Annotated in this window: 21 protein-coding genes; 9 read left to right on the forward strand and 12 right to left on the reverse strand. The window is 71.7% G+C overall.

Annotated elements, in window-relative coordinates:
• On the reverse strand, nucleotides 1-423 hold a 423-nt coding region (locus NMN56_RS26815), incomplete at its 3' end, for an SDR family NAD(P)-dependent oxidoreductase (RefSeq protein ID WP_283742513.1).
• 131 nt (nucleotides 424-554) lie between these two features.
• Here NMN56_RS26815 and NMN56_RS26820 point away from each other — a divergent pair.
• The 6 genes from NMN56_RS26820 (at nucleotide 555) to NMN56_RS26845 (ending at nucleotide 5,824) form a co-directional block, all read left to right on the forward strand.
• Complete coding sequence (locus tag NMN56_RS26820) at nucleotides 555-1,307, forward strand: enoyl-CoA hydratase family protein (RefSeq protein ID WP_274040707.1); 753 nt, start codon at nucleotides 555-557, stop codon at nucleotides 1,305-1,307.
• Nucleotides 1,308-1,312: 5 nt separating this feature from the next.
• The gene (locus NMN56_RS26825; protein ID WP_274040708.1) at nucleotides 1,313-2,167 is read left to right on the forward strand and encodes a CoA transferase subunit A; all 855 of its coding nucleotides are present in this window, start codon (nucleotides 1,313-1,315) and stop codon (nucleotides 2,165-2,167) included.
• Nucleotides 2,164-2,928, forward strand: coding sequence for a CoA-transferase subunit beta (locus tag NMN56_RS26830; protein WP_274040709.1), 765 nt, complete (start codon nucleotides 2,164-2,166; stop codon nucleotides 2,926-2,928). Before NMN56_RS26825 ends, NMN56_RS26830 begins: the two co-directional genes overlap by 4 nt.
• Nucleotides 2,925-4,118, forward strand: a complete 1,194-nt coding sequence (locus NMN56_RS26835) for an NAD(P)H-dependent flavin oxidoreductase (RefSeq protein WP_274040710.1) — start codon at nucleotides 2,925-2,927, stop codon at nucleotides 4,116-4,118. The genes NMN56_RS26830 and NMN56_RS26835 overlap by 4 nt, the downstream gene beginning before the upstream one ends.
• A gap of 144 nt (nucleotides 4,119-4,262) precedes the next feature.
• Nucleotides 4,263-4,832 carry a TetR/AcrR family transcriptional regulator gene (locus NMN56_RS26840; protein WP_274040711.1) on the forward strand — a complete coding sequence of 190 codons (570 nt, stop codon included), beginning with the start codon at nucleotides 4,263-4,265 and terminating at the stop codon, nucleotides 4,830-4,832.
• A 167-nt stretch (nucleotides 4,833-4,999) separates the two neighbouring features.
• Nucleotides 5,000-5,824 carry a class I SAM-dependent methyltransferase gene (locus tag NMN56_RS26845; protein ID WP_274040712.1) on the forward strand — a complete coding sequence of 275 codons (825 nt, stop codon included), beginning with the start codon at nucleotides 5,000-5,002 and terminating at the stop codon, nucleotides 5,822-5,824.
• Nucleotides 5,825-6,022: 198 nt separating this feature from the next.
• On the opposite strand, the gene NMN56_RS26850 is transcribed toward NMN56_RS26845, so the two are convergent.
• The 3 genes from NMN56_RS26850 to NMN56_RS26860 are packed head-to-tail and all read right to left on the reverse strand — an operon-like array spanning nucleotide 6,023 to nucleotide 8,412.
• Nucleotides 6,023-7,027 carry a ferredoxin--NADP reductase gene (locus NMN56_RS26850; protein ID WP_274040713.1) on the reverse strand — a complete coding sequence of 335 codons (1,005 nt, stop codon included), beginning with the start codon at nucleotides 7,025-7,027 and terminating at the stop codon, nucleotides 6,023-6,025.
• On the reverse strand, nucleotides 7,017-7,253 hold the full coding sequence (locus tag NMN56_RS26855; RefSeq protein WP_274040714.1) for a hypothetical protein: 237 nt from the start codon (nucleotides 7,251-7,253) through the stop codon (nucleotides 7,017-7,019). The genes NMN56_RS26850 and NMN56_RS26855 overlap by 11 nt, the downstream gene beginning before the upstream one ends.
• 4 nt (nucleotides 7,254-7,257) lie before the next feature.
• Complete coding sequence (locus NMN56_RS26860) at nucleotides 7,258-8,412, reverse strand: 3-ketosteroid-9-alpha-monooxygenase, oxygenase component (RefSeq protein WP_274040715.1); 1,155 nt, start codon at nucleotides 8,410-8,412, stop codon at nucleotides 7,258-7,260.
• A 202-nt stretch (nucleotides 8,413-8,614) separates the two neighbouring features.
• On the opposite strand from NMN56_RS26860, the gene NMN56_RS26865 reads away from it, so the two are divergent.
• Entirely contained in the window at nucleotides 8,615-9,352 is a 738-nt protein-coding gene (locus NMN56_RS26865) for an IclR family transcriptional regulator (RefSeq protein ID WP_274040716.1), read from the forward strand.
• A gap of 30 nt (nucleotides 9,353-9,382) precedes the next feature.
• On the opposite strand, the gene NMN56_RS26870 is transcribed toward NMN56_RS26865, so the two are convergent.
• The 4 genes from NMN56_RS26870 to NMN56_RS26885 form a co-directional block, all read right to left on the reverse strand.
• Nucleotides 9,383-10,192 (reverse strand): hypothetical protein, encoded by an 810-nt coding sequence (locus NMN56_RS26870; RefSeq protein WP_274040717.1) that lies wholly within the window; start codon nucleotides 10,190-10,192, stop codon nucleotides 9,383-9,385.
• 155 nt (nucleotides 10,193-10,347) lie between these two features.
• Nucleotides 10,348-11,364 (reverse strand): 4-hydroxy-2-oxovalerate aldolase, encoded by a 1,017-nt coding sequence (gene dmpG / locus NMN56_RS26875; RefSeq protein ID WP_274040718.1) that lies wholly within the window; start codon nucleotides 11,362-11,364, stop codon nucleotides 10,348-10,350.
• 14 nt (nucleotides 11,365-11,378) lie between these two features.
• Nucleotides 11,379-12,320, reverse strand: a complete 942-nt coding sequence (locus tag NMN56_RS26880; RefSeq protein WP_274040719.1) for an acetaldehyde dehydrogenase (acetylating) — start codon at nucleotides 12,318-12,320, stop codon at nucleotides 11,379-11,381.
• Entirely contained in the window at nucleotides 12,310-13,236 is a 927-nt protein-coding gene (locus tag NMN56_RS26885) for a 2-keto-4-pentenoate hydratase (RefSeq protein ID WP_274040720.1), read from the reverse strand. The genes NMN56_RS26880 and NMN56_RS26885 overlap by 11 nt, the downstream gene beginning before the upstream one ends.
• A gap of 128 nt (nucleotides 13,237-13,364) precedes the next feature.
• On the opposite strand from NMN56_RS26885, the gene NMN56_RS26890 reads away from it, so the two are divergent.
• Both NMN56_RS26890 and NMN56_RS26895 read left to right on the forward strand, forming a co-directional pair.
• Complete coding sequence (locus NMN56_RS26890; RefSeq protein WP_274040721.1) at nucleotides 13,365-14,264, forward strand: alpha/beta fold hydrolase; 900 nt, start codon at nucleotides 13,365-13,367, stop codon at nucleotides 14,262-14,264.
• A 269-nt stretch (nucleotides 14,265-14,533) separates the two neighbouring features.
• A complete protein-coding gene (locus NMN56_RS26895; protein ID WP_274041068.1) occupies nucleotides 14,534-15,028 on the forward strand; it encodes a DUF6624 domain-containing protein in 495 nt (164 codons plus the stop codon).
• Between the two features lie 115 nt (nucleotides 15,029-15,143).
• Here NMN56_RS26895 and NMN56_RS26900 read toward each other — a convergent pair whose 3' ends face one another.
• The 4 genes from NMN56_RS26900 to NMN56_RS26915 all read right to left on the reverse strand — a co-directional run bounded on the left by NMN56_RS26900 (nucleotide 15,144) and on the right by NMN56_RS26915 (nucleotide 18,561).
• Nucleotides 15,144-15,752 carry a GNAT family N-acetyltransferase gene (locus tag NMN56_RS26900; protein WP_274040722.1) on the reverse strand — a complete coding sequence of 203 codons (609 nt, stop codon included), beginning with the start codon at nucleotides 15,750-15,752 and terminating at the stop codon, nucleotides 15,144-15,146.
• A gap of 178 nt (nucleotides 15,753-15,930) precedes the next feature.
• A complete protein-coding gene (locus tag NMN56_RS26905; RefSeq protein WP_274040723.1) occupies nucleotides 15,931-16,893 on the reverse strand; it encodes a zinc-binding dehydrogenase in 963 nt (320 codons plus the stop codon).
• A 72-nt stretch (nucleotides 16,894-16,965) separates the two neighbouring features.
• Complete coding sequence (locus NMN56_RS26910) at nucleotides 16,966-17,550, reverse strand: Uma2 family endonuclease (protein WP_274040724.1); 585 nt, start codon at nucleotides 17,548-17,550, stop codon at nucleotides 16,966-16,968.
• Between the two features lie 99 nt (nucleotides 17,551-17,649).
• Nucleotides 17,650-18,561, reverse strand: a complete 912-nt coding sequence (locus NMN56_RS26915; RefSeq protein ID WP_274040725.1) for an LLM class F420-dependent oxidoreductase — start codon at nucleotides 18,559-18,561, stop codon at nucleotides 17,650-17,652.
• Nucleotides 18,562-18,599 lie beyond the last annotated feature (38 nt).

The raw sequence follows: 18,599 nt of genomic DNA on the forward strand, positions 1-18,599 counted from the left end.
GGGTGAGGGGCGGGTGCCGCTGACGCTGCCGACCATCACGATCGCGACGAAAACCGGCTGTTCGCGCATGTGCGGGTGGGCGGCGCGGGACAGGTGGAGGGGTGCGAGGAGGTTGAGTTCGATGATGCGGGTGTGGTGGCGGGCCTCGCCCTCGGCCAGGGGGCGGAAGGGGGTGCCGCCCGCGTTGTTCACCAGGACGTCGAGTGCGCCGTGTTCGCGCCGGACGCGGGCGCAGAACTCCTGCGCGGCTTCGGGGTCCCGTACATCGAGGGCGAGGTACCGGGCCGTGCGGCCCTCCGCCTCGACCGGCTGGTCGGGCTCGTTGCGCCCGCACACCACGACATCGGCGCCTTCGCGCAGGAACGCACGCGCGATACCGGCCCCGACGCCCCGCGTTCCTCCCGTAACGACCGCCACACTCATGCGCGTTCCTTCCGTCGGATGCCAGGCGCGGGCCGTTGGCTGTCAGGCACAGACCGCCTCTTCTCATGGAGCGCTCACGCTGCTAGCTTCTCACCAAACAAACGTTAGGTGGAAAGGTAGCTGATCCCGCCATGACTGTCTCCACCTCCAGCCCACGCGACGGCGTCGCGGTGGTCACCGTCGACCATCCACCGGTCAACGCGCTTCCGGTGAAGGGCTGGTACGAACTGGCCGACGCCGTACGCGCCGCCGGTCGCGACAGGGCGCACAACGCCGTCGTCCTCACCAGCGCGGGCAGAGGCTTCAACGCCGGCGTGGACATCAAGGAGATGCAGCGCACCGAAGGACACGAGGCGCTGATCGGCGCCAACAGGGGCTGCGCCGAGGCGTTCGCCGCCGTGTACGAGTGCGAGGTCCCGGTGATCGCCGCTGTGCACGGGCACTGCCTCGGCGGCGGTATCGGGCTCGTCGGGAACGCGGACGCGATCGTGGCCACCGAGGACGCGACCTTCGGGCTGCCCGAACTGGACAGGGGCGCGCTCGGAGCCGCCACCCATCTCGCGCGCCTCGTGCCCCACCACCTCATGCGGGCCCTGTACTACACGGGACAGACCGTCACGGCACGGGAGTTGGAGCGCCACGGCTCGGTGTGGGCGCTCGCGCCCGACCGGGAGGCGCTGACGGAGGCCGCACTGGAGCTGGCCTCGCGGATCGCGGCGAAGGACGGCTCGCTGATCCGGCTGGCCAAGGAGGCCATCAACGGCATCGACCCCGTCGACGTACGCCGCAGCTACCGCTTCGAACAGGGCTTCACCTTCGAGGCGAACCTCTCCGGCATCGCGGACCGGCACCGCGACGCCTTCGTACGCACCGAGGGGAAGTGATCCGGATGGCTCACGACAAGACGCTCACACCCGACCAGTTCGCCGCCCGTATCGAGTCCGGCATGACCCTCGGCATCGGCGGCTGGGGCGCGCGGCGCAAACCGATGGCGCTGGTGAGGGCGCTGCTGCGCACGGACGTCAAGGATCTGACCGTCGTCAGCCCGGGCGGGCCCGATGTGGGGCTGCTGGCGGCGGCGGGGCGCGTGCGCAAGCTGATCGCGCCGTTCGTGACGCTGGACTCCGTACCGCTGGAGCCCCACTTCCGCACCGCGCGCCAAGGCGGCGCGATCGAGTTCGAGGAGTGGGACGAGGCGATGTTCCTGTGGGGGCTGACGGCGGCGGCCAACAGGCTGCCGTTCATGCCGATACGGGCCGGGCTCGGCTCGGACGTGATGACCACCAACCCCCGCCTGCGCACGGTCACTTCGCCCTACGAGGACGGCGAGGAGCTGCTCGCGGCGCCCGCGCTGCGCTTCGATGCCGCACTCGTCCACATGAACAGGGCCGACCGCCGCGGCAACGCGCAGTGCCTCGGCCCCGACCCGTACTTCGACGGGCTGTTGAGCGAGGCGGCCGACCGTACGTACGTCTCGTGCGAGCAGCTCGTCGACCGCTTCGAAGGCCCGCCGCAGAGCCTCGTGGTGCAGCGCCAGAACGTCGCGGGTGTCGTACAGGCCCCGAACGGCGCGCACTTCACCAGCTGTGTGCCCGACTACGAGCGCGACGAGGCTTTCCAGCGCGCCTACGTGAAGGCGGCGGCAGAACCCGAGGAGTGGCAGGCGTTCGAGCGGCGCTTCCTGTCGGGGGACGAGGACGCCTACCAACGGGCCGTTGACACCTTCCGGGAGGAGAACCAGTGACGACAGCGGCATCGACGGCCACCCGTGCCGAGGTCTGCGCCGTCGCCTGCGCCGAGGCGTGGCGCGGCGACGGGGAGATCCTGGCGGCCCCCATGGGCGTGGTACCCGGCATCGGAGCGCGCCTGGCGCGGCTCACCTTCAGCCCCGACCTGCTGCTCACCAACGGTGAGGCGCTGCTGCTGTCCGACCCGCTGGACCCGCAGAGCGTGGAGGGCTGGCTGCCGTACGCCAAGCACCTCCAGATGGTCGCGGGCGGCAAGCGGCACGTGATGATGGGCGCCAGCCAGATCGACCGGTACGGCAACCAGAACATCTCGTGCATCGGTGACTGGGCCCGCCCCAAGCGGCAGTTGCTCGGCTCGCGCGGAGCGCCGGCGAACACGCTCAACAACCCCACCTCGTACTGGGTGCCCAAGCACTCGGCGCGGGTGTTCGTGGAGCGCGTCGACATGGTCAGCGGCGTCGGCTACGACCGCGCTGCGGAGGCCGGCCCGTCCGCGACCCGCTTCCACGGGCTGCGGCGCGTCGTCACCGACCTGGCCGTACTCGACTTCGCGACGCCAGACCACCGTATGCGCCTGGTCAGCGTGCATCCCGGGGTGAGCGTGGCGGAGGTACGGGAGCGTACGGGCTTCGCGCCGGACCTCCCCGAGGGCCCTGACGCGGTGCCGTACACCCGCGAGCCGACGCCGGAGGAACTGCGGCTGATCCGCGACGTGCTGGACCCGCGGCGCGTCCGCGAACGCGAGGTCCCGGCATGACGGCCCCTCCACCGCGGCCCTCGCCGCACGAGCCGGCGCCGCACGAACCGGCGCCGCACGAACCGGCGTCGCACGAGGCTCCGTCGCACGAGGCTCCGACGCTCTCCACGCCGCTGACCGCACTGACCGGGGTGCGCCATCCGCTCGTGCAGACCGGTATGGGCTGGGTGGCCGGTCCGCGGCTGGTCTCCGCGACGGCACGCGCCGGAGCCCTGGGCATCCTGGCCTCGGCGACGATGACGCTGCCCCAACTGCGCGACGCCGTACGGGAGGTGAAGTCCCGTACGGACGCGCCGTTCGGCGTCAACCTGCGCGCCGACGCGGGAGACGCGGGCGAACGGGTGCGGCTGCTCATCGACGAGGGCGTACGCGTCGCGTCGTTCGCGCTGGCCCCCTCGCGGGAGCTGATCGGACGGCTCAAGGACGCCGGTGTCGTCGTGATCCCCTCCATCGGCGCCGTCAGGCACGCGCAGAAGGTCGCCGAGTGGGGCGCCGACGCCGTACTCGTCCAGGGCGGCGAGGGCGGCGGCCACACAGGGCAGGTCGCCACCTCCGTGCTGCTGCCGCAGGTCGTGGACGCCGTGGACATCCCCGTCATCGGCGCGGGCGGCTTCTACGACGGACGCGGGCTGGCCGCCGCGCTCTGCTACGGGGCAGCGGGCGCCGCCATGGGCACCCGCTTCCTCCTCACCCAGGAGTCGACGGTGCCCGACGCCGTCAAGCAGCGCTACCTCGCCGCGAAGGTCACCGATGTCACGGTCACCACCAAGGTGGACGGCCTGCCCCACCGGATGCTGCGCAGCGAGATGGTCGCCGCGCTGGAGTCCTCGGGCCGCACCGTCTCCCTCGCACGGGCGCTGCGCCACGCCGCGGCCTTCCGCAAGCTGTCCGGGCTCTCCTGGCCCGCCATGCTGCGCGACGGCCGCGCGCTGCGCCACGGCAAAGACCTCACGCTCAGTCAGATGCTGCTCGCCGCCAACACGCCCATGCTGCTCAAGGCCGCCATGGTCGAGGGCCGCACCGACGCCGGAGTGATGGCATCGGGCCAGGTGGCCGGCCTCATCGGGGATCTGCCCACGGTCGCCGACGTGGTGGAGTCCACGGTCACGCAGGCGGCCCGCGTCCTGCGTGCCCTCGCGTTGGCGGGGGACGGCTCCGTGTCCCCCTCCGCGCCTGCTGCCCGTCCCTGACACCGCACATCCGGTCCACAGGTCGCTGTGAGCCTGCGGGTCCCGGGTCCACAGGCCGTGGGCCTGCGGGTCGCGGGTTCGCGGGGTCGCGGGTCTCCAGGTCCGCCGTCGGCCGGTTCGTGGGCTGCGGCTAGGCTGCGCCGCATGAGCGCCCCCGTCGATCCCGCCCAGCAGCGCAGAGTGATCCTGCGGGGTACGGCCGCCGCGCTGCGCGAGCGGGGAACCGGTGCGGGGATGGCGGACATCGCGCGGGCCGCCGGAGTGGGGCGGGCGACGCTCTACAGGCACTTCGCCACCCGCGAGGCGCTGCTGGAGGAGCTGTCGCAGTTCTCCGCCGACGAGTGCGTACGCGCCGTGCGGGACGCGGTGCGTGCGGGCGGGGAGTTGCGCGCGACGGTACTGCGGGCCACGCGGGCACTGCTCGCGGTGGGACGTGAGTACTGGACGCTGGTCTCCACGGGCCCCGCCGAGGGGCCGAGCACGCGGGAGCTGGCGGTGGCGGGGCCGCTGGTCGAGCTGGCCGCACGGGGACAGCGCGAGGGCGCCTTCCGCACGGACCTGACGGCCGAGCGGCTGGGCGCGATGCACGGGGTGCTCATCCAGGGCGCGCTGCTGTACCCGCAGCTGATCGGCGCCTCGCTGGAGGAGGCGGCGGAGTCTGTGACGCGGCTGTATCTCGACGGGGCCGCCACGGTGTCCGCCGAACAGCGCTGAGGGCTCCACCGAACGCGTTCATCCGACGAGTCCGCATTTCCCCCCTATGTGACGGGGGTTAAAACTGGCACGGTCTGGAACTCTCCCATCCCGCGTCGCCGCACCAGGCTGTCCACGGCGCGTGCAGTACGTCGCGGGTACCGCCCGGCGACGGATCCGGAGGACGCATGGCCACCAGGAAGAACCTTGTCGTCGACCGTACGAGTCTCGCTCACAAGGTCCGCTACGCCCTCGTGCACCCGCAGCGGATTCCCCGATACGCCAGGCGGGCGGCGCGCGACCGCTGGCTCGCCTTCAAGCACCGCGACCACGTGAGCTACTACCGCGCGGTCATGGCCTCGGACACCCGGCGCAACCCCGAGGCAGCCGTCGGCAGCGACACGCATGAGCGCTGGCTGGCGCTGGGCGAGCTGCAGTTCACCTATCTCAAGCAGCACGGGCTCAGTCAGCGGGCCCGGATGCTCGACATCGGCTGCGGCAATCTGCGGGCGGGGTGGCGCTTCATCGAGTACCTCGATCCTGGCCACTACTACGGCATCGACATCTCGCCCGACATCCTCATCTCGGCGAAGCGGACCGTCGCCGCTCGGGGCCTCCAGAGCAAGCTGCCCCATCTGACGCTCACCAAGGACCTCACGCTCGACTTTCTGCCCGACGCGCACTTCGATGTTGTGCACGCGCACAGTGTCTTCTCGCACTCGCCCATCGAGGTCATCGACGAGTGCTTCGCGCATGTGGGGCGTGTGCTGGCGCCCCACGGCTTTTTCGACTTCACGTTCGATCGCACTACTGGGGTTGAGCATCAGGTTCTGCGTGAGGATTTTTACTATCGCACCGAGACGTTGGTGGCTCTGGCGGCTCGGCATGGTTTGCTTGCCCGCTTCATGGAGGACTGGGAGACGCGGGGGCATGGGCAGTCGAAGATCCGGGTTACGGCGGCGGAGTCGGCTCGCCGTTTCCTGACCGGCCCGTCCCCGGCCTCCCGTTCCTAATGGGGGCTTCGCCCCCTTGCCCCCGTTGGCCTCGCCGGCCGGGCGTCGGGGGGCGCTGCCCCCCAACAGCCCCCCCGCCAAAAGGGGCTTCGCCCCCTCTGGACTCCCCCACCCCGCGTGGGGGCCTGCCCTGGAGTTCTGTCCGCGTTCCTGTCTGGTCAGAGGCACTTCTAGGTGGGGCCTGATCGGGGGACTCATTCAGTCGTATGACACGCTGACGCGTCCCGAGGTGGGCGTGGCCTGGCAGGCCAGGACGTAGCCGTCCTTCGTGTCCTCGTCGGTCAGCACGCCGGTGGTCCGCTGCACGACCTCTCCGTCGAGCACACGGCAGGCGCAGGCGCCGCAGGAGCCCTCGCGGCAGGAGTAGGGCGGGTCGAGTCCCTCGCCGATCAGGGTGTCCAGCAATGTGGTGGACCGCGGCCAGTCCAACTCTCTTTTTACGCCGTCCAGTTCGAGCAGCAGGTCGGCGTTGCCCGTGGTGGGCGGGGTGGGGTCCGGGGGCTCTGCGAAGGCGTCACCCGACAGTGAGGTGAAGACCTCCCGGTGCAGCCGGGCCCTGGGGACACCTAGGCCGCGCAGGGCGGTGGCCGCGGCATCCGTCAAGGGTGGGGGGCCGCACAGGTAGGTGTCGTAGGTGGCGTATGGCGCACTCAGCTTGGCCAGCGCGGGGACGGTGGGCAGGCCCTGTACGGACTCCAGCCAATGGTGGACCAGCAGCCTGGCGGGGAAGCGGGCGGCCAGCTCCCGCAGTTCGCGGGCGAAGATGACGGAGGACTCGTCACGGTTCGCGTATACGAGGACGACCGGCGCACTCTCCTCTTCCAGTGCCGCCCGTGCCAGCGCCAGGACGGGTGTGATGCCGCTCCCTCCCGCGACCAGCAGCACGCCCTCCCCCGGCGGTCGCAGGGTGAAGGCCCCCGAGGGCGGCAGCACGCTCAGTTCCAGGCCGGCACACGCCTCGTCGCACAGCCACGTGGACGCCGCCCCGCCGGGCACGCGCTTGACGGTGATACGGGGCTCGGGCGCGACCCGCGAGAAGGAGTAGCAGCGCGCGCCGCCCCCGGGCAGCCGTACGGTGAGGAACTGGCCCGGGAGCGGCCGGAGTTCGGGCCCGGGTGCCTCGGTGCGCAGCTCCAGGCTGACGGCGTCGGCCGTCTCCCGCACCACCCGCGTGACCCGCACGGTCAGCGGCCTACTCCCCATCGGCGGGCTCCGCATCCGTCCCCACCTCCAACGTCCCCTCCCGCACGGCGCGCTCGATGGAGGAGCGCAGCCCGGTGCAGACGGCTGTCAGGGCGCTGTCGCGTCCCGCCAGTTCCGGGCAGCGGTCGGTGGGCCGGGTCCACTGGACGGTGGTGTGCGGCAGACTGCGCTTCTCCACCAGCACCTCGTTCCCGCAGGCGCCGCACTCGACGGGCCGCATGCTCATGCCGTCACCGCTGCGCGCTCTGTGCGCGACGGGCGAGGTTCGCGTCCACCTCGTCCCGCCACACGCGTACGGCCCGTTCCGTGTCGATCTCGAACTCGAAGCGGTCCGTCATCTCGGGGCGCACGTCCTCCACGTCCACGTAGAACTGCTCGTACCAGCGCCGCAGTTGGTAGACAGGGCCGTCCTGGTCACACAGCAGGGGGTTGTCGATACGGGTCTTGCTGAGCCAGATCTCGACGTCCTCCTCGAAGCCCGTCGCGAGCCCCTCGGCCGCCTGGGCCGCGGCCTGCGCAGCCGCCTCGTCCGTCATGCCGGGCAGCTTCTTGACCAGGGCGCCGTACTGGAGAACGAACGCGTCGGGCGAGACCGGGTAGTGGCAGTTGATGAGCACGGTCTCGGCCGTGGCCCCGCCGACCTCTGTCCACAGGTGGTCGATCATGTACGAGGGGCCGTGGTACGAGGCTTCCGAGCGCAGCCTGCCCTGTGCCGAGAGCGTGTCGGCCGCCGTCATGTCCTCACGCGGGTCGCTCTCCATGTACTGGCTGGCGACATGCCCCTCGAAGACGTTCTTGAAGTACGTGGGGAAGGAGTTGTGGACGTAGAAGAAGTGCGCCATGTCCACGACGTTGTCCACGATTTCGCGGCAGTGCGAGCCGTCGATCCTGATGCTGTTCCAGGTCCAGTCGCTCCACTCGTCGCTGAAGGCGCCCTCGATACGGGGAATCGTCACCCCCTCGGGAGGCGGCGTGCCCTGCGGGTCGTACCAGACGAAAAGCTGCCCGTTCTCCTCCAGCGTCGTCCAGGCGCGGGTGCGGGCGCGCGGCGGTACGCGGTGCGCGTACGGGATACCGGCGCACTTCCCGTTGCCCGCCCAGCGCCAGTCGTGGAACGGGCAGGCGAGCGCGTCGCCCTTGACGGTGCCGTGCGCCAGGTTGCCGCCCATGTGGGGGCAGTACGCGTTGAGCACGTGCAGCTCGCCCGTGCCGGCGGCCTGGAAGGCCACCAGCTCGGTGCCGAACGCCTCGATCCCGTGCGGCTTTCCGTCCTTGAAGCCGCTCGCGAGGCCGAGACAGTGCCAGCCACGTGCATATCGCTCGGGTGGTGCGCCGGCCTCGATCCTCCGGGGCCCGTGATCCTCAGTGGTGCTGCGCGCGCTCATCTCGTTGTCGCCTCCACGTCCTCCTGTGCCAGTGGGGCGAGTCTCGGGCGGCGCCGACACGGGGCGCCAAGCCCGGTCCCGCTGACCGGGACGCGAGAAGGTATTTCGATTAGGCATTGCGCGCCTCTTCCCGCGCGCCCTCGCGGATGCGTAACCTCCCCGGCAACGAGACACAGTTGTCTCGCGAGCGCGAGGAGGCCCCATGAGCATCGCCGTACGGGAGCACGCAGCCGCAGCGCCCACACCGGTCTCGATGATCGACAGAGTCGTGCGGATTCTCGACGCCTTCGAGGGTGCCGACGGGCTCACCCTCGCCCAGGTCGTCCGCCGCACGGGACTGCCCAGGTCCTCGGCGCACCGCATCCTCGAACACCTCGCTGAGGTGCGCTACTTGCGCCGTGACGAGCACACCTACCGGCTCGGCATGCGGATCATGGAGCTGGGCGCGCTCGTCATCCACCAGGACAGGGTGCGCGAGGCCGCCGCGCCCCACCTGCACCAACTGCACCAGGTCACAGGGCTGGTGGCACATCTGGCCGTGCTCGACGACACCCAGGTCGTCTACCTCGACAAGGTCGGCAACCGCTTCGGCACCCTGCTGCCCTCCCGCGTCGGCGGCCGGCTGCCCGCCGCACGTACGGGCGTCGGCAAGGCGCTGCTCGCACACACCCCGCACCCCGGCCCGCTCCCCGAGGCACTGCTGGCCGAGCTGGCGCACATACGCGAACGGGGCATCGCACACGACCGCGAAGAGGCCGTACGGGGCGTCGCCTGTGTCGCGGCGCCCATCGTCGGCGCGGGCGACAGCGGGCCCGCGCTCGCCGCGATCTCCGTGTGCGGGCCCGTGGGACAGGTGCGGCGCGCCCCAGGACTGGCCTCGATGATCCGGCAGGCGGCGGCCCGGATCTGGCGCACCGCCGCACCCTCCGTACCCGCCTGAATCCGCCCCGCGGGCAGGTTGGTTGGTGCCTCAGCTCCGGGGCGGTTCGCCTGCGGTCCGCCTCGCCTGCGGCCCGTCCGCCGCCTCCGTAGCGTTCGCCGCTTCCGCGCGGCCCGTTCCGTCCGCGCGGCGCGCTTCCTCGCCCTCGTCCTGCTCGCGCTCCGCACGTCGGCGCCGCCAGGCCAGCACCGCGGCGGTCGCGGCGATCACGGTGGGTACGGCCAGCACCGGTGTGAGGGTCTCGGTCCAGGGCGGGTTCAGCTTTTCGGTGCCTCCGCTGCGGAACTGGCAGGTCGCCTGCGCCGGGAACAGGCTCGCATCCAGCGTCTGCGGCGCGTTGACGCCCCAGCCTCCGCCGACCGCGCAGGCCGACGACGGTGCGGTGAGCAGCGGCCGGACCGTCGGTCCGTAGGCCAGGAGGAAGACGGAACCGGTGACCAGCAACGCCGTTCCCGTACGCCGTAGCTTCTGCGCGCGCGTGAAGCGGAGAGCGGGCGAGGCACTGTCGGGCAGCTCGGCGCACTCGGCGAGCAGCGCCAACAGCACGCACAGGGCCAGGCCGACGGCGCAGAGCCAGATCACTCCGCCGAGCAGCCCCGTACCGCCAGAGGAGACCTCTCCCCCGGCGTACTCGCAGATCACTGCCGGGGGAAACGCCTGCCGCCTGATGTCTCCCAGCGCCCCGGGCCCCTCGACGCCCCCTTGTGCGCACTGCTCGTCGAACTCCAGCGACACCAGCAGCGCCCAGGCCGAGGCCACGAACAGCACGCCGAACAGCCCCGCCGCCGCGCCCCAGAGCCGACCGGTACGAAAGGCTCCATACGTACGTGTGCTCGACATCCGTGGAGAGTATCCCTGGCCGGGGCGGTCGCGGCGCACTGGTACGCCAGTACGCGAGTGCGCCAGTAGCCAGTACCCGGGTGCGCGGCAGGCGCGGGGCAAGAGCGGGGCGGAGGCACGCGGGTGCGGGTCGGGGCACTTGCGGATCGGGCGGGTCAGTCTGCCAGTTCGCGGGCTATGTCGATCAGTTGGTCCTCCTGCCCGCCCACCAGCTGCCGCTCTCCCGCGCGCAGCAGGATCTCGGCACCCGACACCCCGTACCGCTCCGCCCAGCGGTCGGCGTGCTTGAGGAAGCTGGAGTAGACCCCCGCGTACCCCATCATCAGTTCCAGGCGGCCCAGCCTGCACTCGTCGTCCATCACGGGCAGCACCGCGTCCTCCGCCGCGTCCGCGATCGCGAGCACATCGATGCCCGTGCGTATCCCGAGCCGCTCGGCGACGGCGGCGAACGCCTCGACCGGTGTGTTCCCCGCGCCGGCGCCGAAGCGCCGCGTGGAGCCGTCGATCTGCCGCGCTCCTGCGCCTACGGCCAGCACCGAGTTGGCCACGCCCAGGCCGAGGTTCTCGTGCCCGTGGAAACCGACCTGCGCGTCGTCGCCCAGCTCGTCGACCAGCGCGGCGACGCGGTCGCCCACCTCGTCGAGCACCAGCGCGCCCGCCGAGTCCACCACGTACACGCACTGGCACCCCGCGTCCGCCATCCTGCGCCCCTGCGCCGCCAGTACCTCGGGCGGCCGGCTGTGCGCCATCATCAGGAACCCGACGGTCTCCAGGCCGATCTCGCGGGCGAGCCCGAAGTGCTGGTCGGCGATGTCGGCCTCGGTGCAGTGCGTGGCGATACGGCAGATGGCCGCGCCGTTGTCCGCCGCCTCCCTGATGTCGTCCTTGACGCCGAGCCCCGGCAGCATCAGGAACGCGATACGTGCCCGCTTCGCCGTGCGCACCGCTGTCGCGATCAGCTCCTGCTCCGGTGTGTGGCTGAAGCCGTAGTTGAAGGACGAGCCGCCGAGCCCGTCGCCGTGTGTGACCTCGATGACGGGCACCCCCGCGCCGTCCAGCGCGGCGACGATCGCCCGTACGTGCTCCACCGTGAACCGGTGCCGCTTGGCGTGCGATCCGTCGCGCAGCGACGAGTCGGTGACGCGGATGTCGCGGCTCTGCGGCTCTGGCATGGCTGAACTCCCGTTCACAGTACGGTCGATGAGGTGGCGCCCGCCGGGAGCCCGGCCGCGAGGCCCTCGCCCACGCGGGTCGCCGCCGCGGTCATGATGTCGAGGTTCCCCGCGTAAGGCGGCAGGAAGTCACCCGCTCCCTCGACCTCCAGCAGGATGGCCACCCGCGCGGGCGAGAACGCGTCGGCCGGGTCGAACTGCGGCTCCCCGCGCAACCGGTACCCCGGTACGTACTCCGCGACGGCCGCCGCCATCTCCGCGACGGAGGCGGCGATCGCGCCCTGGTCGGCGTCGTCGGGCAGCTGGCAGTACACCGTGTCCCGCATCAGCATCGGCGGCTCCGCGGGGTTCAGGATGATGATCGCCTTGCCCCGTGCGGCGCCGCCGACGTGCTCGATGCCCCAGCGCGTCGTCCGCGTGAACTCGTCGATGTTCGCGCGCGTTCCCGGGCCGGCCGACGGCGAGGCGACCGAGGCGACGATCTCCGCGTACGGCACGTGCACGACCCGCGAGACCGCGGCCACCATCGGGATGGTGGCCTGGCCGCCGCACGTGAGGAGGTTGACGTTGGCCGCTCCGGCACCCGCCTCCAGGTTCACCGCCGGTACGATCCCGGGCCCGAGCTTCGCGGGCGTCAGATCGACGCACGGGATGCCGTGTGCCTCGTACCGGGGCGCGTTGGCCCTGTGCACCGCCGCGCTCGTCGCCTCGAACACGAGGTCCGGCTGCTCGTCCTGGCCGAGCAGCCAGTCGACACCGCCGGCTTCGGCCTCGATCCCCGCCTCCCTCGCCCGCGCGAGTCCCTCGCTGGCCGGGTCGACGCCCACCATCCAGCGCGGCTCCACGCTCGGCGAGCGCAGGAGCTTGTACATCAGGTCCGTCCCGATGTTGCCCGGCCCCACGATCGCCGCCCGCGCCCTGCGCGCCGTGCGCGGTCCGCCGCCGTCACTTCTCATGTGTGCGCAACTCCCTGATCGCGTCGGTTCCCTGACTCCGCCCGGGCCTCGGCCCCGGTACGGGCCTCCGCCTCCCTAGGGGCTCGGCTCCCGCCCCCCGCCGCTGAGAGGAGGTGCCGGTGGCCTCGAAGGCGAGCGACACGCTCCCCAACCCGTCCCCGAACTCCGCGACATACCGCTCTCCCGCGACCACATCGACCGCACGCGTGCACGACCCGGGCAGCACCACGTGCCCGGCACGCAGCCGCACCCCGTACCGGGACACGGTCCGCGCCAGCCAGGCGACGGCGTTCGCGGGGTCGCCCAGCACCGCGTCGGACCGCCCCCGCGCGAGCACCCGTCGCCCGTCCCCCGCGTACAGCGCCGCGTCGATCGCCCGCCTGTCCACCTCGCCGGGCGGCACACGCGCGGCGCCGAGGACGAAGCCGGCCGAGGACGCGTTGTCCGCGATGGTGTCGGCGATCCCGATGTCCCAGTCACGTACGCGGCTGTCGATCAGCTCGATGGCGGGCACCAGCGCCGACGTGGCGCCGAGCACATCGGCCGCCGTGCACCCGCTGCCCGGAAGGTCGGCGCCGAGGAGGAACCCCACCTCGACCTCGACGCGGGGCGCGCAGTACGCGTCGGCGGGTACGCGGGAGCCGTCCGCGAGTGCCATGTCGTCGAGAAGGTGACCGTAGTCGGGCTCGTCGACGCCCATCATGCGCTGCATCACCTCCGAGGAGAGCCCGACCTTGTGCCCGACGACCCGCGCGCCCCGCTCGCGGCGCCGGGCGACATTGAGCAGCTGGATCGCGTAGGCGTCGTCAGCGCCGGTCCCCGGCCAGGTCTCCCGCAGCGGCGCGACAGGAATACGGGCCGCCTCGGCCGCGCCCAACACCTCGGCCGCAGCACGGCGTTCGGCCTCGTCCAGCATGTGACCTCCCCTTTCGATCCGGCACAGCGGTGACCGTAGGCATGAGGCGCCGGGCACGTGAGCGTGCGCTCCCGTTCAGCGGGACGGGGCGGGGGTCCGCGGCCCGGCGCGCGGTTAGCGTCCGGCGCATGGGATCCACGACGGAGCTGACGTACGAGTCCACGAGCCGCACGCTGACCGGCGAGTACGAGCTGCACTACCACCAGGCGGGCCCGTCGGCGGGCGCCGCCGCCTCCGGCGCTCCCGGAGACGACGCACCCGTACTCGTACTGCTGCACGGCTCGGGCCCCGGCGTGAGCGGCTGGTCCAACTTCGCAGGCAACCTGCCGGTGTTCGCGGCGCACTTCCGTACGTACGTCCTGGACATGCCCGCCTTCGGGCGCAGCCCCCAGCCGTCAGCGTGGACGGACCTCTACCCCAGGGTCGCGGCCGACGCGCTCCGCTTCTTCCTGGACGAACTCGGCATCGTCCAGGCCCACCTGCTCGGGAACTCCATGGGCGGGAACGCCGCCGCCGAATTCGCCCTCGCCCACCCGGAGCGCGCCGGCCGACTGGTGCTGATGGGGCCTGGCGGGCTCGCCGTGAACACGTTCGGGCCGCAGGTCAGCGAAGGCACCAGGCGGCTGTTCGCCTTCCTGGCCGAGCCGTCGCGGGACGCCATGCGGGCGTGGGTGGAGACGATGGTCGCGGACCCCGCGCTGATCACGGACGCGCTGCTGGACGCGCGGACGGAGGCGGCGACGGCGCCCGGCGCCTGCGAGCGCGCTGCCTCGGTGTTCGCGACGTTCTCCGACCCCAGGTTCGCCGACGAGGCGCCGCTGTGGGCACGAGCCGACCGCCTGACCCACCGCACGCTGCTCACCTGGGGCCGCGAGGACAGGATGCTGCCGTACGAGGGCGCACTGTTCCCGTTCAGCCGGCTTCCCGATGCCGAACTGCACGTGTTCGCGCGCTGCGGGCACTGGGCCCAGGTGGAGCGGAAGGAGGAGTTCGAACGGGTGGTGCTGGAGTTCCTGCGGCGCCCGTGACATCCGTCCCGGCGCTGTATCCGTCCTGGCGTCCCATCCGCCCCGGCGCCCGTCCCAAGACCCATCATGGGCGGGCCGGGAGCCCCTTGTCACCGTCCTTCAGGACCAGATCAGCCGTGCGAACGGCTCCTAGGCTGAACGGCATGCCGACACCTGACACCGACGCACACCCGGAACCCCCGCACCGGCACCCCGGCTTCAGCACCGGCCCGGCCTCCGGCACGGAGGAGCCCCGCGCTCCCTCGCCCCTGGTCAGGGAACTGCTCACCATGAGGGCCGAGGACGAGGCGAACGCACCCCGGGCCAACAGCGCCGACCTGACCGATCAGCTCGCCTGGCGGCGGCTGACGGCCCGCCACGGCGACCGGCTGCGCGCGCTGCTGGAGGAGCACGGCGGCTGGCCCGTACCGGACGAGGTCGGCGAGGAGGCCGCCACCGGAGCGTGGCTGGTCGCCCAGCACGCCGACCGTCAGCTCGATGTGCAGCGGCTGGCGGTCCGACTGCTCGAACAGGCCGTCGCCGAGGGAACGGCGGGCCCCGAGGGGCGCCGCCGCCTCGCCTTCCTCCGCGACCGCCTCCACGTCAACGCGGGACTCCCCCAGAAGTACGGCACCCAGATCCAGGGCCTCACCTCCGACGGCGCCCCGATCCCCTGGCCGATCGAGAACCCGGACATGCTGGACGTCCACCGCGCCAGAGCGGGCATCCCGCCCTTCGCCACATACACCGCCGCACACGCCCCGAAGGAGCACCACCGGTCCTAGCGCGCTCCCCACCCACAGGGTCCGGAACCGCTGCGTCCCAGATCACAAGGTCCGGAACCGCTGCCGTCCCGGACCACGAGGCCGGAAGGGTGCCGCAGGAAGGCTACGAGCCCGGCTACAGGCGCCCGGAGGCGTGCGCGGGGCGCCACATCGGCCACATCGTCGGGCCGGCCTCCGGCAGTTCGACCGGTTTGCCCAGGTCCTCGAACCCGTACCGCGCGTACAACGCACGGCTGCGCTCGCTCGACGCCTCCAGGTACGCGGGAAGCCCCTCCTCGTCACAGCGGGACAGCCCGTGCCGCAGCAGCGCACTCCCGATGCCACGGTCCTGCTCCTCCGGTGCGACGGCGAGGCCCTGGAGGTACGCGTGGTCCTCGTGCGGGTGGCACTCCGCCGTGGCTCTGCCCATGACGCCCAGGCGTTCGTTGCCGGGGTCGACCTCCTTGAGCCCTTCGGTCAGCTCTTCCGCGCCCACCTGCTCACCGTCCCGTACGGCGAACCACAGCGCGACGCCGAGCCCGTCCTGCGTCATCTCCGCCGTGCCATGGAGGAAGGCACCGGAGAGAAAGGCACCGAAGAGGTACGGATGCCGTGCCTCCCTGCGCTCCTCCTCGGGGAAGATCCAACAGCTGACGGGGTCCGCGCGGAACGCCGTATGCAACAGCGTCCGCACGGCACCCAGGTCGCCGGTACGTACCGCACGGATGCCGGTAACTGGTCCCACTCTCGACACACCCACCTCTCAACTCGCCCCGTACGACTGCCAGTTCGAGTATGACGGAGGGGGCCGGGAGGCACACGGTGCCAAGGGGATCAGGTACCAGCACTCCGGTATCAGGGATCGGGAGAAGGAGCAAGGGTCAGGCCCCAGGGCTCAGTTCCCGGGGCTCAGGACTCAAGGCTCAGACGGTGAGGACGACCTTGCCGAACAGGTCACCGCTCGCCATCTTCCCGAAGCCCTCGCGCGCCCGGTCGAGCGGCAGCGTGGAGTCGATGACGGGCCGCACGCCCTTGGCGGCGCAGAAGCTCAGCAGCGAGGCCAGCTCCTCCTTGGTGCCCATCGTGGAGCCGACGACCTTCAGCTCCAGGAAGAAGATCCGGTTCAGCTCGGCTGCGGCCGGGTTGGGCCCGCTGGTGGCGCCCGAGATGACCACGGTGCCGCCCGGCTTGAGCGACTTGACCGAGTGCGACCAGGTCGCGGCGCCGACGGTCTCCAGCACGGCGTCCACCCGCTGCGGCAGCCGTTCCCCCGTCTCCACGGCGACTTCGGCCCCCAGTTCGAGGGCACGCTTGCGCTTGGCCTCGTCACGGCTGGTCGCGAACATCCGCAGCCCCGCTGCCGCGCCGAGCACGATCGCCGCCGTCGCGACACCGCCGCCCGCGCCCTGCACGAGCACCGTGTCACCTGGCCGCACACCGGCATTGGTGAACAGCATGCGGTACGCCGTCAGCCAGGCCGTCGGCAGGCAGGCCGCCTCCTCGAAGGACAGCTCCTTCGGCTTCGGCAGTACGTTCCACTGCGGTACGGCCACCCGCTCGGCGAACGTTCCCTGATAGCGCTCCGTCAGGATCGACCGCGGCTCGCGCGGCCCCACCCCGTGCCCCGTCTGCCCGATGACCGGGTAGACCACGACCTCGTTCCCGTCGTCGTCCACACCCGCCCCGTCGCAGCCGAGGATCATCGGCAGCGACTCCTCGGAGAGCCCCACGCCGCGCAGCGACCACAGGTCGTGGTGGTTGAGCGAGGCCGCCTTCACCGCCACCGTCGTCCACCCGGGCGGAACCTTCGGCTCCGGCCTGTCCCCCAGCTCCAGCCCGCTGAGCGGCTCTTCCTTGTTCATACGCGCGGCATACACACCAAACATGATCCAGACGCTACGCCGCCCCCCACCCCACCAACAGCCCTCACCGCCCCAAGAACAACCCAACTCATGCGCTCAGCGCACATGCTCCTTGAACACGTCCGTCCCGATCACGAACCCCACCGGCGCCGGCAACTCGACCTCCTCACCGAACCGCACGGTGTGCGTGTCCCGGTACAACTCCCGCCCCGGGTCCGGCGCACTGTGCACGGTCACGGTGCCCGCCTCCCGGTCGACCAGCAGGTAGACCGGGATCCCCGCGGCTGCGTAGGCGGCCGGCTTCTCCCATCGGTCACGCCGGTCGGTGTCCGGGTCGTACGACGTGACCTCCACCGTCATCAGCACACCGTCAGACTCCGCCCACTCGCCATGACCGGAGAAGTGGCCATCAGGTGCCAGCGCACCGTCGGGCCGCGCCCGGCCCTTGCGGTACGCCTCGACGATCAGCCCGCGCTCCGGGTACAACCAGAGATCGGGGCGATGCTGCATACATCGCTTCATGAGCCACTTGATGATCTCGTCGTGATCTCCGTCAGGCCCCTTCTTGACCCCGATCCGCCCGCCGAGGAACTCCAGCGTGACGGTCTCGGGGGACCCGGCGGCGACCGCCTCGAACTCCTCGACCCGCATCTGCGCGTCCCGCTCGGCCACAGCCGTCATGGCGACCTCCCTCCCTGTCCGGGACAGTGTCGGTCGCGCATACGGCTTGTCGTACGGATTCGCGCCTCTGAACGCTCTTACGGGTGACGGACGGGGCGCTCAGCCGCGCAGCGGAAGTGCTTCGGCGAGGGTGCGCCATTCCGGGAGGGGGAGGTCCGTGCCGGTGTGCCGGGTGACGACCTGGACGGCGACGTGGTCGGCGCCCGCGGAGAAGAAGTCGTCGATGCGCGCGCGGATCCGGTCGGGGGTGCCGATGGCGTAGAGCGCGTCGATGAGGCGGTCGCTGCCGCCGTTCTCCAGGTCGGCCTCGGTGAAGCCGAGGCGCAGCCAGCTGTTGCGGTAGTTGGTGAAGCCGAGGTACATGGCGAGGTAGTCGCGGGCGACCGCACGGGCCGCTTCACGGTCGCCGCCCTCGGGCAGGACGACCACCTTGAGTTCCGGGGCCAGCAGCGGGTCGGCGCCGAGGATGTCGCGAGCCTCGGCGGTGTGTTCGGGCGTGACGAGGTAGGGCAGCGCGCCCAGCGTCCGCGTACGGGCCAGCTCCAGCATGCGGGGCCCGAGCGCGGCCAGCGCACGCCGGTCGGCGGGTACGGGGCGGGGGGCGCCGTCGAGGGTGTCGAGGTAGGAGCGCATCGCGGAGTACGGGCGGTCGGCGAGCGGATGGTCGCGCCTGTAGTCGTTGCCCGTGGGCTTCTCCTCGTGGCTGACCCCGAGCCCGAGGACGAACCTCCCACCGTGCTCGTCGGTCAACTGGGCGTGGCGCGCGGCGACTTCGGGTGCCGCGTGGTCCCAGATGCTGAGGATGCTGGTGCCCACGGCGGCCCGTTCGGTGGCCTCCAGCAGCCGCTGCGCCATGTCCGGCGAGGGGCTGCCGCCGATCCAGAGCGTGCCGTATCCCAGCTCGTCGAGTTCGGCGGCGGCCTCGGCGACCTGTGTACGCCGTGCGGGGTCGTCGCCACGCAGCACGCCGGCCCAGATACCGATCCTGCCGAGGAGTTCGTTGTATGCCATGGCGTGCACAGCATCAGTCGTTCCGCCCATATTCCAGC

This window comes from Streptomyces iconiensis (assembly GCF_028657195.3).
GTDB classification, from domain to species: domain Bacteria; phylum Actinomycetota; class Actinomycetes; order Streptomycetales; family Streptomycetaceae; genus Streptomyces; species Streptomyces iconiensis.

What these genes read in the sequence shown, in the direction of transcription:
- NMN56_RS26850 (WP_274040713.1), bottom strand. Translation starts at nt 7,027, where the DNA reads ATGGGGAGTAGGCCGCTGACCGTGCGGGTCACGCGGGTGGTGCGGGAG.
- dmpG (WP_274040718.1), bottom strand. Translation starts at nt 11,364, where the DNA reads ATGCCAGAGCCGCAGAGCCGCGACATCCGCGTCACCGACTCGTCGCTG.
- NMN56_RS26835 (WP_274040710.1), top strand. Translation starts at nt 2,925, where the DNA reads ATGACGGCCCCTCCACCGCGGCCCTCGCCGCACGAGCCGGCGCCGCAC.
- NMN56_RS26890 (WP_274040721.1), top strand. Translation starts at nt 13,365, where the DNA reads ATGGGATCCACGACGGAGCTGACGTACGAGTCCACGAGCCGCACGCTG.
- NMN56_RS26870 (WP_274040717.1), bottom strand. Translation starts at nt 10,192, where the DNA reads ATGTCGAGCACACGTACGTATGGAGCCTTTCGTACCGGTCGGCTCTGG.
- NMN56_RS26905 (WP_274040723.1), bottom strand. Translation starts at nt 16,893, where the DNA reads ATGTTTGGTGTGTATGCCGCGCGTATGAACAAGGAAGAGCCGCTCAGC.
- NMN56_RS26910 (WP_274040724.1), bottom strand. Translation starts at nt 17,550, where the DNA reads ATGACGGCTGTGGCCGAGCGGGACGCGCAGATGCGGGTCGAGGAGTTC.
- NMN56_RS26820 (WP_274040707.1), top strand. Translation starts at nt 555, where the DNA reads ATGACTGTCTCCACCTCCAGCCCACGCGACGGCGTCGCGGTGGTCACC.
- NMN56_RS26895 (WP_274041068.1), top strand. Translation starts at nt 14,534, where the DNA reads ATGAGGGCCGAGGACGAGGCGAACGCACCCCGGGCCAACAGCGCCGAC.
- NMN56_RS26880 (WP_274040719.1), bottom strand. Translation starts at nt 12,320, where the DNA reads ATGAGAAGTGACGGCGGCGGACCGCGCACGGCGCGCAGGGCGCGGGCG.
- NMN56_RS26915 (WP_274040725.1), bottom strand. Translation starts at nt 18,561, where the DNA reads ATGGCATACAACGAACTCCTCGGCAGGATCGGTATCTGGGCCGGCGTG.
- NMN56_RS26840 (WP_274040711.1), top strand. Translation starts at nt 4,263, where the DNA reads ATGAGCGCCCCCGTCGATCCCGCCCAGCAGCGCAGAGTGATCCTGCGG.
- NMN56_RS26885 (WP_274040720.1), bottom strand. Translation starts at nt 13,236, where the DNA reads ATGCTGGACGAGGCCGAACGCCGTGCTGCGGCCGAGGTGTTGGGCGCG.
- NMN56_RS26855 (WP_274040714.1), bottom strand. Translation starts at nt 7,253, where the DNA reads ATGAGCATGCGGCCCGTCGAGTGCGGCGCCTGCGGGAACGAGGTGCTG.
- NMN56_RS26825 (WP_274040708.1), top strand. Translation starts at nt 1,313, where the DNA reads ATGGCTCACGACAAGACGCTCACACCCGACCAGTTCGCCGCCCGTATC.
- NMN56_RS26860 (WP_274040715.1), bottom strand. Translation starts at nt 8,412, where the DNA reads ATGAGCGCGCGCAGCACCACTGAGGATCACGGGCCCCGGAGGATCGAG.
- NMN56_RS26845 (WP_274040712.1), top strand. Translation starts at nt 5,000, where the DNA reads ATGGCCACCAGGAAGAACCTTGTCGTCGACCGTACGAGTCTCGCTCAC.
- NMN56_RS26865 (WP_274040716.1), top strand. Translation starts at nt 8,615, where the DNA reads ATGAGCATCGCCGTACGGGAGCACGCAGCCGCAGCGCCCACACCGGTC.